Source organism: Streptacidiphilus jeojiensis (genome assembly GCF_042510965.1).
Taxonomy (GTDB): Bacteria; Actinomycetota; Actinomycetes; order Streptomycetales; family Streptomycetaceae; genus Streptacidiphilus; species Streptacidiphilus jeojiensis.
Genome location: NZ_JBEUKS010000013.1, coordinates 196,839 through 210,384, shown reverse-complemented (window position 1 = coordinate 210,384; position 13,546 = coordinate 196,839). Strand labels below are relative to the sequence as shown.

Below are 13,546 nucleotides of genomic sequence, written 5' to 3'. Positions count from 1 at the left end.
CCCCGGAAACGGCCAGGGGTTGCCTCCGGAGCTCTCAGCCCGCGGTGATCGCGCGCAGACTCTCCTTGAGCGAACCCATCGTCGCCAGCACGGCCGTCGGCTCGTAGCCGCAGTGCGCCATGCAGTTGTCGCAACGGGGGTCCTTGCCGCGGCCGTAGTTGTCCCACTCGGTGCTGTCCAGCAGCTCCTGGTAGGTGTCCACGTAGCCGTCGGACATCAGGTAGCAGGGCTTCTGCCACCCCTTCAGCGAGTAGGACGGGATCGCCCAGGGGGTGCACTCGAAGTCGACCTTGCCCTCGAGGAAGTCCAGGTAGAGCGCCGAGTGGTTGAGCCGCCAGCTCTTGCGGCGGCCGTCGGCGAACGCCTTCTTGAACATCGCCCTGGTCTGCTCCACGCCCAGGAAGCGATCCTGGTCGGGGGCCTTCTCGTAGGCGTATCCGGGCGAGATCTGCATCCGGTCGACCTTCAGGTCGTCGTTGAGGTACTGCAGCACCTCGATGACGTCCTGCGGGCTGTCGTTGTTGAAGAAGGTGGAGTTGGTGAACACCGTGAAGCCGGCCGCCTTGGCCTGCTTGATGGCCTCGATGGCCTGGTCGAACACGCCGACCTTGCTCACCGACTCGTCGTGCCGCTCGCGCAGCCCGTCGATGTGCACCATCCAGGCGAAGTTGCGGTTCGGCTTGAACTTGTGCAGGTGCTTGGGCAGCAGCACGGCATTGGTGCAGAGCACCACGAACTTGTTCCGGTCCAGCAGCGCCTGGGTCATCTCGGCGATCTGCGGATGCATCAGCGGCTCGCCGCCGGCCAGCGACACCATCGGCGCGCCTGCCTCCTCGACGGCGCCGACGACCTTCTCGACCGTCATGCGCTGCTTGAGCATGCTGGCCGGTTCCTGGATCTTTCCACAGCCCGCGCAGGCGAGGTTGCAGGCGAAAAGGGGTTCGACCTCCACAATCAGCGGGAACTTCTTCCGCCGAAGGATCTTCTGCTTGAGGAGGTACGTGCCCATCTTGACGGTCAGATTAAGTGGGAGTCCCATGATCACTGTCTCCGTTCCCCCGGGCCCCAGGGTTGGTGCCCTCCACTAACATACAGTCTGTATGGAACAGGATGTAGGTATGTCAGTGCCCAGGATCAGGCGAAGCCGAAGCGCGGAGCACGTTGCGGACACCCGGCGTGCGCTCCTGCGCGCGGCGCGTGAGCTGTTCGCCGAGCGCGGTTACGCCGCGACCGGGACCGAGGACATCGTGGCCGCCGCCGCGGTGACCCGTGGTGCGCTCTACCACCACTTCAAGGACAAGGCGGACCTGTTCCGTGCGGTGATGGCCGAGTGCGCCCAGGAGATGGCGGAGCGCCTGGTCGCCCAGGAGACCGCCCGCGCCGAGACCAACCCCGGCGACGCCTGGCAGCTGCTGCGCAGCGGCTTCCAGTCCTTCCTGGACGCCTGCAACGACGCGCAGTTCCAGCGCATCGTACTGATCGAGGGCCCCGCCGTGCTGGGGCACAGCGCCTGGGACGCCCTGGTGGAGGAGCACGGCTACGTGCTGCTGGCCGAGGCGCTGACCGACGCCATCCGCGAGGGCAACGTCGACGACCTGCCGGTCGGGCCGCTGACCCGGATGCTGGCGGCGCTGATCTCCGAGGCCAGCCTCTACATCGCCCGCGCCGACGACCACGTCAGGGCGCGCCAGGAGGCGGGTCTGGTACTGGAGCGACTGCTGATCGGATTGGGACGCGTCCCGGGCGTGTCGCCGGCGCTTGTTACCGGCCAGTCATAAGTCTTCCCGCGCGGGCCGCGGTGCCCTACCCTCCTGATTGCGCCACTGATTACTGGCATGGTTTTGCCGGCACGGTGGACCAGGCCCGCCGAGAGGAGTTCGATGAGCAGCAGTGCCGAAGAACCGGTGCAGCACGTCCGGGTCGCCGTCGTCGGTTCCGGCTTCGGGGGTCTCGGGGCCGCGGTGCGGCTGCGCGAGGCGGGGGTCACCGACTTCGTCGTCCTGGAGCGGGCCGGCTCGGTCGGCGGGACCTGGCGCGACAACAGCTACCCGGGCTGCGCCTGCGACGTCCCCTCGCACCTGTACTCGTTCTCCTTCGCGCCCAACCCGGACTGGCCGCGCACCTTCTCCGGGCAGCCGGAGATCCGGGCCTACCTGGAGCGCATCGCCGACCGCTTCCGGCTGCGGCCGCACCTGCGCCTGCACCACGAGGTGCTGGGCGCCCGCTGGGACGCCGGGCGGACCCACTGGGAGCTGGACACCAGCCAGGGCCGCTACACCGCCGAGGTGCTGGTCGCCGCCGGCGGGCCGCTGTCCGACCCGGTCGTGCCCGATCTTCCCGGCCTGGACGGCTTCCCCGGCGAGGTGTTCCACTCGTCCCGCTGGAACCACGACTACGACCTGACCGGCAAGCGGGTCGCGGTGGTCGGCACCGGCGCCTCCGCGATCCAGATCGTGCCGGCGATCCAGCCCCGGGTCGGGAAGCTGGTGCTGCTGCAGCGCACCCCGCCGTGGGTGATGCCCCGGATGGACCGCGACATCACCGCCGCCGAACGCCGGCTGTACCGGCTGCTGCCGGTGACCCAGCGGGCCCTGCGCACCGCGCTGTGGGCCGTCAGGGAGGGCCAGACCGGCATGTTCACCAAGCGCCCGGCGCTGCTGCGGCTGGCCGAGCGGCTCGCCAGGCGCAACCTGGACGCCCACATCCAGGACCCGGCGCTGCGGGCCAGGCTCACCCCCGACTACCGCTTCGGCTGCAAGCGGGTGCTGCTGTCCACCAGCTACTACCCGGCGCTGGCGCAGCCCAATGTGGAGGTGGTCGCCTCCGCGCTGAAGGAGGTGCGCGGCAGCACAGTGGTCGGCGCCGACGGCAGCGAGCACGAGGTGGACGCGATCGTCTTCGGCACCGGGTTCCACGTCACCGACATGCCCATCGGCGAGCGGATCACCGGCGCGGCAGGACGCACCCTGGCCGAGGAGTGGAAGGACGGCATGGTCGCGCTGCGCGGCACCACCGTCAGCGGCTTCCCCAACCTGCTCATGGTGATCGGCCCCAACACCGGTCTGGGCACCAGCTCCATGGTGCTGCAGATCGAGTCCCAGCTGAACTACCTGGTCGACTACCTGCGCCGGCTGGACGCCACCGGCAGCGCCGCGCTGGACGCCACCCCGGAGGCCCAGCGGCGCTGGAACGAGGAGGTGCAGCGGCGGATGGCCACCACGGTGTGGAGCACCGGCGGCTGCAACAGCTGGTACCTGGACGCCAACGGCACCAACACCACGCTGTGGCCCGGCACCACCGCCCGCTTCCGCCGCGAGACCAGGACCGTCGACCTCGCCGAGTACCGACTGGTCAGCAAGCAGGCCCCGTCGGCCCCCGCTGCCGCAGACGCCCCCGCTGCCGCGGACGCCCGCGCAGACGCCTGAAAGGACCCCACCGGCATGCCCAAGAAGTCCCTCGAAGGCCAGGTCGCCGTCGTCACCGGCGCGGCGCGCGGCGTCGGTGCCGAGCTGGCCCGCGCCCTGGCGGTGCGCGGCGCCACCGTCGCCCTGGTCGGTCTCGAACCGGAGGAACTGGAACGCGCCGCCGCCGAGTGCGGGCCCGGAGCCGGCTGGTGGGAGGCGGACGTCACCGACCTGACGGTGCTTCAGGCCGTCGCGGAGCAGGTCGTCGAGCGCTTCGGCCGGGTCGACATCGTGGTGGCCAACGCCGGGATCGCCATCGGCGGCACCTTCCTGGACTCCGACCCGGCCGCCTTCCAGCGGGTGATCGAGGTCAACCTGCTCGGCAGCACCACCACCGCCCGGGCCTTCCTGCCCGCGCTGGTGGCCTCCCGCGGCTACCTGCTGCAGATCGCCTCGCTGGCGGCGATGACCCCGGCGCCGCTGATGACCGCCTACTGCGCCAGCAAGTCCGGGGTGGAGGCCTTCGCCCACGCGCTGCGCGGGGAGGTCGCCAACCAGGGGGTCAAGGTCGGTGTCGGCTACCTCAGCTGGACCGACACCGACATGGTGCGCGGCGCCGACGAGGACGAGGTGATGCGCGAGATGCGGGCCCACCTGCCCTGGCCGACCAACCGCACCTACCCGCTCGCCCCGGCCGTCCAGCGCATCGCCGACGGCATCGCCCGCCGCTCGGTCCATGTCTACGCCCAGGGGTGGCTCCGCTCCTACCAGTTGATCAGGGGTCAGATCCCGCTGGTGCTGGGCCGGGTGGCGCCGATGCAGCTGCGCTCGCTGGAACCCCGGTTGCGGGCCACGGCCGAGGACCGCCGCGGCCTGGTCGGCCGCGGCGGCGCCGCCGACGAGCAGGCCCGGGCCGCCCGGGGCGCGGCTCGGTAGCGGGTGCCGACCCGGTCGGTACGGTGGGGGCATGACCTCATCGACTGACGCGCGTTCGCTCCGGGTGGCTCTGCTCGGGACCGGGATCATGGGCGCGGCCATGGCCCGCAACCTTCTGAAGGCCGGTCACCAGGTGACCGTGTGGAACCGCACGCCGGAGCGGGCGCAGGCGCTGGCCGCCGACGGCGCCCGCTTCGCGGCCGACCCGGCCGAGGCCGTCCGCGACGCCGAGCTGATCCTGACCATGCTGCTGGACGGGCCCGCCGTGCTGGCGGCGATGCGGGACGCCGCGCCCGAGCTGCGGGCCGGGACGGTGTGGACCCAGTGCAGCACGGTCGGCCTGGAGGCCCTGGACGGTCTGGCCGGCTTCGCGGCGGAGCACGGCCTGGTGCTGGTCGACTCGCCGGTACTTGGCACCCGCCAGCCCGCGGAGGCCGGGCAGCTCGCGGTGCTGGCGGCTGGTCCGGCCGAGGCCCGCCCGCTGGCTGACCAGGTGTTCGACGTGGTCGGCGGGTCCACCCGCTGGCTGTCCGAGGACGCCGCCGGGGGAGCCGCCACCCGGCTCAAGCTGGTGCTCAACGGCTGGGTGCTGACCCTGGTCAACGGCACCGCCGAGGCGCTCACCCTGGCCGAGGGGCTGGGCGTGGACCCGCAGCTGTTCCTGGACACGGTGGCCGGCGGCGGGCTCGACGTCCCCTACCTCCAGTCCAAGGGCAAGGCGATGCTGAGCGGGGACTTCACCCCCAGCTTCACCCTGGACGGGGCACTCAAGGACGCCCGGCTGATCGCCGCCGCCGGCGAGCAGGCCGGGGTCCTGCTGGACCTGGCCCCGGCGGCGGTGACCCGCCTGGCCCGGGCCCAGGCCCAGGGCCACGGCGGCGAGGACATGGCGGCCAGCTGGTTCGCCGGCCGGCCCTAGGGTCAAACAGGGCTGCAGGTCAGTTGAGGGTGTCCGGGTCGGGGCCGATGCGTCCGGCGTCGCCCTGGTCGAGGGCGGTGACCGCGGTCAGGTCGGCCTCGTCCAGGGTGAAGCCGAAGACGTCGAGGTTCTGCCGGATCCGCTCCGGGGTGACCGACTTGGGGATCACGACGGTGCCCTGCTGCAGGTGCCAGCGCAGGATGACCTGGGCCGGGGTGCGGCCCAGCCGCTGCGCGATGCCGGTGATCACCGGGTGCTGCAGCAGCGAGCCCTGGGCCAGCGGGCTCCAGGCCTCGGTGGCGATGCCGTGCTCGGCGTGGAAGGCGCGCAGCTCCTGCTGCTGGAGCAGCGGGTGCAGCTCGACCTGGTTGACGGCCGGCACCACGCCGGTCTCGTCGATCAGCCGGCGCAGGTGGGCGGGCTTGAAGTTGGAGACGCCGATGGCGCGGGCCCGGCCGTCGGCCAGGATCTTGCCCAGCGCGCGCCAGGTGTCCAGGTAGGTGTCCCGCTCCGGGGTGGGCCAGTGGATCAGGTAGAGGTCGACGTGGTCCAGGCCGAGCTTGTCCAGGCTGGCCTCGAAGCCGGCCAGGGTCCGGTCGTGGCCCTGGTCGCTGTTCCACAGCTTGGTGGTGACGAACAGCTCCTCCCGGCGCAGCCCGGACGCGGCGATCGCGGCGCCGGTGCCCTTCTCGTTGCCGTAGATCGCGGCGGTGTCGATGCTGCGGTAGCCGGCCTCCAGGGCGGTGCCCACGGCGGCGGCGGTCTCGGCGTCCGGCACCTGCCAGACACCGAAGCCCAGCTGGGGGATCCGGACGCCGTTGTTGAGGGTGATGACGGGCTGGTTCAAGGAATCTCCTGTGAAGTTGCCCCGGCGCTCATACCTGCGAGGAACCGGGTCCTGGGGCCTAACGGCGCGGGGCGCTGGGGCGTTGTTGCTGGTGGGGGTAGGTGCGTCGGGCAATGTCAGTGGCTCCTTCTAAGGTGCCGGACATGAAGTTGGTCGTGGGGGTCAAGTTGCGACGCAACCGGGCCTCACAGGCCCGATTCGCGTGCCGGTCCTGCGGGGTTGTTGCGCATGCAGACCGAAATGCTTCCCGCAACATCGCTCGCAAGGGCGCTGACGCGTGGAATACACCGCGTGAGCCACGCGTCCCAATCCCAGACACCTAACCGGGAGTCAGCCATGGGAGCGACGTGACCTGCGGACTAATATAGTTGCACGCGCTGGCTATTGCAAAATCCCCCTATTTTGGGGAAGCCCGCCACGGTCCATCGCGCACGGTGCGGGACTGGTAGTGGACCCGGATCGGGGTCAGGTCCACGTTGATGCTACGGGCCTTGATCAATGGACTGGATGGTCCGGTCGGCGGGCGGCGTTCGATGTGTTCAGGCCGATCTGATGATGGGAGAGTGTCCGTGTTCAACCCGGTGGCGAGGATTGTCGGTCAGCGGCGGGCGGTGACCGGGCTTGGTGCGGGGGCGGGTTCGGCGGTCGGGGTCACGCCCGGCTCCCCGACGGTCGCGGCAGCACCGCTGCTAGAGCCGTTCAATCGCCGAGTGCATCTTGTGGTGTCGATTGTTGACCGGGCTGACGAGGTAGCCCTCGCCATACAGCGAATCGGATCGCTGGGCTGGTCTGTACGACCTGTGGAGCCGGCGGACCACGTCGGCGTGGAACCCGGGCGGACGGCGCTGCTGGTGGAGGCGCGACTCCGTGGCGCCCGAAGCGGCGCGGAGCAGGGCGCGGTGCGGGAGATCGACCTGATTGCCGAGCAGTCCAAGATCGAAATGTGGGCGCGTGAGGCTGCGGTCAAAGATCGCAAGGGTGAGACGCGAACGACCTATCATGTGCGGCGGACATTGGCTGGCCGCAGAGGGGTCGAGAGGTGGATCTTCGGCTTTCTCGCAGTTCTCGGGTTACTGGACATCGGAAGGTCGCTGACCCTGCCAGGGCCTCCGGACCCTGTCGCGGCTGTCGCGGAGCTGAGCCGACGTCCCTTGGCGGGACAGGTCTTCGATCCGGGTAGGCATGAACTCAGAGTTGCCATGGCTCCAAGGCCATTCTCGAGGTCAGGAGGCGGACGGCAACGGTGGCGGAGGCTGGCGGCCGTGCTCGTCGCTCTGGCCGCGTCTGCTCTGGTGTTCGGCTGCGGGGCCGCAGTCGAGGCACTCCCCGGCCTCTGGAAGGTGCTTCCCGTCATCGCCGGACTGTTGATCGCTGTACCCATCGGCACCTGGATGACCGGCAATTTCCCACAGACGTTGGCTGTGCGGGCATTCGTCGGAGTGTCGTGCGTAGCGATAGTGGCCTACATGGGCGGTCTGGAGGCGGAGAATGTTGGCAGGGCTGGCGTGACGCAGGCATGCCGGTCGATGGGTGTCGTGCTTCTTCTCGGACTGGCCGTAGCAGGCTGTTGGTTGGCAGTCAGATATTCCTGGTTCAGCCGGAACGCTTCCTGGGTGGTCCCCGGCTTGCTCACCTTGCTTCCCCTGACCCTTCCATGGCTCGGCGGCCTGCTCAACGCCGTGTATCTGTCGGACGGATTCGGGATCCCTGTTTCCTCGATCGACATCCCGTACTACTGGACCTTTGCTGTCGCACTAGAGCCGGCGGGTATTGCCGGGCTTTTCGTGATGCTCTTCATCGGGCTGGTCGGCTGGGTGCGTCACTTCCACCATTCGTCAGTGTCCCGGGGAGCCATGGCCGTGGCTGTACCCGTCCTTTGCGTCGTCTATGTACTGACGGCGATCCTCGTCGGCATGCAGGGGGCGGCCAAAGCTGCTGGACGTGCTGCTGACGACGTGTCGGGAGGGCGTACGCCAGATCGCTATTTCGGTTTGCAGGGGCAGCTCATGTGTCTGATTCCTCTGAATGATGAGGTGCCCGTTTTCAATGGACCGCTGCCGACCGGCCATCCCGTGCTCACCTTTGGCGGTAGCGGTGACCAACTCTGGGCCTGGGATCCGCTGCGGCCCAAGGGGAGAGACGGTTCCCAGCAGGCGGTTGGTTTCGCGACTGCGGACGTGGCCCTGGTGCAGCCTCGGGCTGGTAGTTGTCGTGGGGCGAAAGCCTGAGGTTCGTCGTACTGAGCGTCAGCCGCAGCGACCGGTCCGACAGCCACCGCCGTGTCACGCTTCCCGCGGATCATTGAGCGGTGAGGATGTGAGCCCACGGCTCATCGATGTCGACCAGACCCAGCACAGAGTTCACGTTGTCGAGCATTCCGGCGCCGAACCAACGTCGCACGGCGTCGTCGCCCAGCTGCTGCCGAACGGCGTCAATCTGCTTGGCGTAGCACCGACGTACGGCTTGCCTGCTTCCCAGACGAGTAGTTCCGATGTCTCGGCTGTGGGGAGGCGGGGACGGGCGGCATCGCTGCCGGGCGGCCGCTGTGAGTGGCTTACATGGCGGGTTCGTTGCCGCCCTTCGCCGTCCGTGGCTTGTTGCTGTTGCTCGCTGCGCTCGCGGGCCAACTGCAGCGGGGGAGCGGGCGCGGTGTCTGGCGCCGTTCCCGGGCTTGGGGTTGGGGGTGGGGCATGCAGAAATGGTCGTGTGGGCGTGGTTCGGGTGAACCGGGGTCGATGTTGGTACGTCGGGTCACTTTTGGTACGCCAGGGCTGGGGCAAATGGGGCATTACGGCATGATCAAGTGACGCCTTGTCCCGAAAGTGACCCCGGTTCCGGCCTGGGGCGGGCTTTCCCCGCACCGACCCGCCGCCCGGCAACGGCGCCCGCGCCCTCCCGCCCTTGTCGCCGCGAGCGCAGCGAGCAACAGCAACAAGCCATGGACGGCGGAGGGCGGCAACGAACCCGCCATGTAAGCCACCCACAACTGCCGCCCCCGCGCTCCGGCCGAATCTGTCTCCGAAAACGGGACAACCGGCGAGTCTCCAACGCCGCCCCGCCTCCCCTGCCCACACTCCAGCCCCGCACGCGGCTACCTCGTGTGTCGTCGTGCCGCAGAAACCCATTACGCGAAGCAGTCAATCGCCGCGGCCACGACGGTCCGACGTCGTTCGTCGCTCTTCACGGAGATCCGCTTTGGTGGCGCTGCACCATCGCCTGCTTCACCGTCGTCTCAATCGGGGAAGCCGTCATTTTCGCAGTGCCTGCTGCAGCCCCTCCAGCGCGACCACCAGGAAGCGGGCGTCCCGGGCCACCAGGTGCCGGGGGTCGGTGCTGTCCTCGTCCGGGTCCGGCAGTTCCTCCGCCCAGGCCTGGTACTGGAGCCGGACCGCGGTCAGGTCGACCGGCTGGCCCAGCCGGACCGCCTGGGCGGCGCGGGCGGTCTCCTGCCGGAGCACCGCGGCGAAGCGCTCCGCGCCCGGGACGGGTTCGCCGTCGCCCAGCGGCGGCAGGTGCGCCTCCAGCAGCAGGGCGGCGCGGCCCAGCCCGGCCATCGCCGAACGGGCCCCGCTGAGCTGCGAGTTCCGCAGGCCCCGGTGGCGCACCGGCTCGTCGGCCGCCTGGCCGGTGGCCGTCACCAGTTCGGCCCTGGCCTGGCGGTGGTCCAGCAGCGCCTCCCTGACGGCGCGGTAGGAGTCCGCCGACGGCGCCCCGAAGGCGGCCACCGCCGCCGCGGCGTAGCGGCCGCCGGCCTCGATGTAGGCGGCCAGCCGGTCCGGCAGCCGTACCGTCTGCCAGGTCGGGAAGACGGCGTAGGCGATCAGTGCCAGGGCACCGCCGAGCAGGGTCTGGCCGACCCGCTCCTCGGCGGTGCTGACCAGCCCGTTGCTGTCCATGGCCAGCAGGAACACCACATAGGCGGCGATGCAGGCGCTCATCGCGGCGTAGCCGGTGAGGATGGTCAGATAGGCGCCGCCGATGGCGGTCACGGCCAGGGCGGTGAGCACCCAGTCGTTCGGTGCGGCGGACCAGATGACCACGGAGGCGAAGACCACGCCGAGGACGGTGCCGACGATCCGGCCCACGCCCCTGGAGTAGGTCTGCGAGAAGTCGGGCCGCATCACCATCACCGCGGTCAGCGGCGCCCAGTAGCCGTGCCCGAACGGCAGCAGCATGCCGATGGTCTCGCCGACCGCCGCCACCACCCCCACCCGGACCGCGTGCCGCAGCACCGGGGAGGACCAGCGCCAGTTGCGGCGCACCGCATGGGCGGCCACCGGCAGCAGCTCGTGCACCGAGGGACGGGACAGGCCGCCCAGCGGGGCGGAGGCGTCGCCGTCGCCGCCGGGCGACTCCAGCGAGTCCGCGGTGTCGGCCAGCAGCCCGATCAGCACCAGCCCGGACTGCCGGGCGGCTCCGGCGAGGACCGGGCCGGTCGAGCGCAGCGCCAGCGCCCGGTAGGTGCGCTCGGGGACCTCGACCGGGCGCCCGGTGCGGATGGCGCGGGCCACCGCGTCCAGCACCTCGGCCGCGGCGCCGAGGATCTCCCGGGCCCGGTCCCGCTCCGGGCCCTCCTCGGCGGCGCCGACCCGGGGGTCGGCCAGCGCCGCCATGGCCGGGCGCATCCGCTCCATGGTGCCGCGGCGGCCGCGCAGCTCGGCCGGCCGGTTCCGGGCCTGACGGCGGGTCACCGTGGCCGCGTTCCTGGCCGCCATCAGCGGGTCGGGGTCGAATCCGGCGAAGGGGTCGTGCCGCAGCCGCCGGGCGTAGTCGGCCATCGAGGCGTAGGCGTCGGCGAGGGCGTCGCGCTGGGCGCCCCAGCGCCGGATCGGCCACACCACCACCAGCAGCGCCTGGACCACCCCGCCGACCGCGATCACCCCGGCGTGCGCCAGCGCCTGCGGGACGTTCTCGGTCAGCGCGACCACGACCAGCATCGCCGAGATGGTGTTGGTGGCGACCACGCCCGCGGCCGGGCCGAGCGACCAGGCCAGCCCGCCCATGAACGCCCAGACGCCGACGACCAGCACGAACAGTGGCGGCCACGGTGAGGCGAGGTAGCCGACGAAGGTGCTCAGCGACAGTCCGGCGGCCGCGGCCAGCGCCAGCAGCGGACGCGGCCGGTAGCTGCGCTGGAAGGTGGCCACCCCGGCGATGAACGCGCCGATCGCGGCGGAGGCCGCCAGCTGCGGACTGCCCAGTAGCAGCGCGCCGAACGCGGTGATCCCGGCCCCGATCGCACCGCGCAGCGCCCGCAGCGGCTCGTTGTAGGCGCGCTGCAGGGTGAAGCCGGTGCGGGCGGTGCTCTTGAGGGCCGTGGTCCAGGGCATGGCGCTGAGCCTAGATGTCCGACCGGCTTGTGATGGTATGTCAGCCGTGGGTGCGCGGGATGCGGCGCTCCCAGCGGCGCTCGAAGACGGTCCGGCCGTCCTCCTCGGCGGTCACCTGGTTGTCCGTCAGGAAGTGGCCGGCGTCGGCGCGGATCTCGGAGCGGGTGGTGACGGTGACGTTCCAGCCGAGCTCGGGGCGGCTCAGGCCGACCCGCCAGACCGACAGGGTGCGGGCACTGAGCGGGTCGGCGCCGCGGATCGCATAGGTCTCCAGCGCGTCCTCGCTGAACTCCAGGCCGTCCGGGTAGCTGCGCGAGCCGCCGTAGCGGGGGTCCACCTCCAGCAGCCACTCGTCGGTGGCGACGTCGCGGCGGACGATCCGCTCCGGGCCGAGGCCCTCCGGGGCGGCGTAGACCACGCCCAGCGGCGGGGCCTGCTCGGGCTCCTCGAAGGCGATCGGGGCCCTGGCCGCGTCACCACTGCTGTCGCGGACCGGCAGCAGCAGCGCGCTGGCGCCGGGGTCGACGGTGAACCCCTGGTCCGAGGGGTGCGGCCAGATCCAGGGCCAGTAGGCGGAGGAGAGCGCCAGCCGGATCCGGTGGCCGGGCGGGAAGGCGTGCGCGATGGCGACCAGGTCGAAGGAGACGTCCTCGGTCTCCCCGGGGACCCACTCCACGCTGCGCTCCCGGCCGTGCCGGCTCAGCAGGTTGAGCACCCCCCGGGTGACCAGGGTGGACGAGCCGTCGGGGGCCACGTCGCAGAGCCGGGCGACGATCTGCGCCCGGGCGCTGGGGCAGGTCACCCGCAGCCGCAGCCGGGCGTTGCCGAGGATCTCGGTGTGCTCGCCGAGCGGCGCGGAGTCGAAGCAGACCGAGCGGCCGTCCTCCTCGCGCTGGTCCGGCGGCAGGTCGGAGTCGTTGCCGAAGGGGAAGAAGCGGCCCGCGTCGACCCCGGTGTGCTGGGGGGAGACGACCTGGACCGGTCCTTCGGTGGTCGCGGTCAGACCGTCGTTGAGCCGATAGGGCGTCATATCGACATTGACGGAGGGCCAGGAGTCGTCGCCGATCCAGCGTCCGGGCCGTTCGGCGTAGCGGGTGGCCGGGGGCACCGACTCGTTCATCCAGGTGCGCAGCCTGGGCTCGGCCATCACGCCGGTGTCGCTGCTGGGGTGCTCGTCCTTGAGCCAGTGGTCCCACCAGCGCAGGGTCTCCTGGAGGAAGCCGATCGCCGGCCCCGGCGGCAGCCCCCGGTCGGGGTACTGGTGCGACCACGGCCCGACCAGGCCGCGCATCGGCGCCTCCAGGTGCTCGGCGAGGCGGAACACGGTGTCCCGGTAGGGGTCGGCCCAGCCGCCGACGGCCAGCACCGCCGCCTTGATCGCGGTGTAGTCCTCGCAGACGCTGCCGTGCCGCCAGTAGCCGTCCCTGGCCTGGTGGTCCAGCCAGGTGTGGATGAAGGGGTCGACCTGCTCCAGCCGCTCCAGCCACATCCCGCGCCAGCGGTCGCCGACGAACTCCGGGTCGGGCGGGCGGGAGACGAAGGCCAGCATGGTCGCGGCCCAGGCGTGCATGTCCACGGCCAGCACGGACCCGCCCATGTAGTGGACGTCGTTGTCGTAGCGGTCGTCGGTGGAGCAGACGGTGACGATCGCCTTCAGCGGCTCCGGGGCGAGGGCGGCGATCTGCAGGCTGTTGAAGCCGCCCCAGGAGATGCCGAACATGCCGACCCGTCCGCTGCACCAGGGCTGCTCGGCCAGCCAGTGCACCACCGCGACGCCGTCGGCCAGCTCGGTGGCGTCGTACTCGTCGCCGGGCATCCCCTCGGAGTTGCCGTGCCCGCGGATGTCCACCCGGACCGAGGCGTAGCCGTTGCCCGCGTACCAGGGGTGCCGCTGGGCGTCGCGCGGCGCGGTCCAGTCGCCGAGGCGGTAGGGGAGGTACTCCAGCAGCGCGGGGACCGGCTCGTCGGTGACGGGGCGCCAGATCCGGGCGTAGAGCCTGATCCCGTCCCGGACCGGGATGGTGACGTCCTCGCAGACGATCGGGTACGGGAAGTCCTCGCGGTAGTGCATCTGCCGGCTCCTTCGGCTGGATGGGCGTCGGTTGGCTGG

10 protein-coding genes are annotated in these 13,546 nt (G+C 71.0%); 6 read left to right on the top strand and 4 right to left on the bottom strand.

Annotation, left to right across the window (positions count from 1 at the left end; genetic code table 11):
• Positions 1 to 34: 34 nt before the first annotated feature.
• Positions 35 to 1,039: an adenosyl-hopene transferase HpnH gene (hpnH, locus tag ABUW04_RS31160; protein WP_030265872.1), complete on the bottom strand. Its 1,005-nt coding sequence runs from the start codon at positions 1,037 to 1,039 to the stop codon at positions 35 to 37.
• Between the two features lie 79 nt (positions 1,040 to 1,118).
• Between hpnH and ABUW04_RS31155 the strand changes: the two genes are divergently transcribed.
• The 4 genes from ABUW04_RS31155 to ABUW04_RS31140 all read left to right on the top strand — a co-directional run bounded on the left by ABUW04_RS31155 (position 1,119) and on the right by ABUW04_RS31140 (position 5,259).
• Positions 1,119 to 1,778 (top strand): TetR/AcrR family transcriptional regulator, encoded by a 660-nt coding sequence (locus tag ABUW04_RS31155; protein ID WP_051726568.1) that lies wholly within the window; start codon positions 1,119 to 1,121, stop codon positions 1,776 to 1,778.
• A 102-nt stretch (positions 1,779 to 1,880) separates the two neighbouring features.
• Positions 1,881 to 3,425 (top strand): flavin-containing monooxygenase, encoded by a 1,545-nt coding sequence (locus ABUW04_RS31150; RefSeq protein WP_380567853.1) that lies wholly within the window; start codon positions 1,881 to 1,883, stop codon positions 3,423 to 3,425.
• 15 nt (positions 3,426 to 3,440) lie between these two features.
• On the top strand, positions 3,441 to 4,340 hold the full coding sequence (locus ABUW04_RS31145) for an SDR family oxidoreductase (protein WP_380567852.1): 900 nt from the start codon (positions 3,441 to 3,443) through the stop codon (positions 4,338 to 4,340).
• 31 nt (positions 4,341 to 4,371) lie between these two features.
• Entirely contained in the window at positions 4,372 to 5,259 is an 888-nt protein-coding gene (locus ABUW04_RS31140; RefSeq protein ID WP_030265885.1) for an NAD(P)-dependent oxidoreductase, read from the top strand.
• A gap of 19 nt (positions 5,260 to 5,278) precedes the next feature.
• Here ABUW04_RS31140 and ABUW04_RS31135 read toward each other — a convergent pair whose 3' ends face one another.
• On the bottom strand, positions 5,279 to 6,106 hold the full coding sequence (locus tag ABUW04_RS31135; RefSeq protein WP_380567851.1) for an aldo/keto reductase: 828 nt from the start codon (positions 6,104 to 6,106) through the stop codon (positions 5,279 to 5,281).
• A gap of 113 nt (positions 6,107 to 6,219) precedes the next feature.
• Between ABUW04_RS31135 and ABUW04_RS31130 the strand changes: the two genes are divergently transcribed.
• Positions 6,220 to 6,429: a zinc ribbon domain-containing protein gene (locus ABUW04_RS31130; RefSeq protein WP_380567850.1), complete on the top strand. Its 210-nt coding sequence runs from the start codon at positions 6,220 to 6,222 to the stop codon at positions 6,427 to 6,429.
• Positions 6,430 to 7,368: 939 nt separating this feature from the next.
• Positions 7,369 to 8,334 (top strand): hypothetical protein, encoded by a 966-nt coding sequence (locus ABUW04_RS31125; protein WP_380567849.1) that lies wholly within the window; start codon positions 7,369 to 7,371, stop codon positions 8,332 to 8,334.
• Positions 8,335 to 9,354: 1,020 nt separating this feature from the next.
• Here ABUW04_RS31125 and ABUW04_RS31120 read toward each other — a convergent pair.
• Both ABUW04_RS31120 and ABUW04_RS31115 read right to left on the bottom strand, forming a co-directional pair.
• Positions 9,355 to 11,436 carry an FUSC family protein gene (locus tag ABUW04_RS31120; RefSeq protein WP_380567847.1) on the bottom strand — a complete coding sequence of 694 codons (2,082 nt, stop codon included), beginning with the start codon at positions 11,434 to 11,436 and terminating at the stop codon, positions 9,355 to 9,357.
• 40 nt (positions 11,437 to 11,476) lie between these two features.
• The gene (locus ABUW04_RS31115; RefSeq protein ID WP_380567846.1) at positions 11,477 to 13,507 is read right to left on the bottom strand and encodes a CocE/NonD family hydrolase; all 2,031 of its coding nucleotides are present in this window, start codon (positions 13,505 to 13,507) and stop codon (positions 11,477 to 11,479) included.
• Positions 13,508 to 13,546 lie beyond the last annotated feature (39 nt).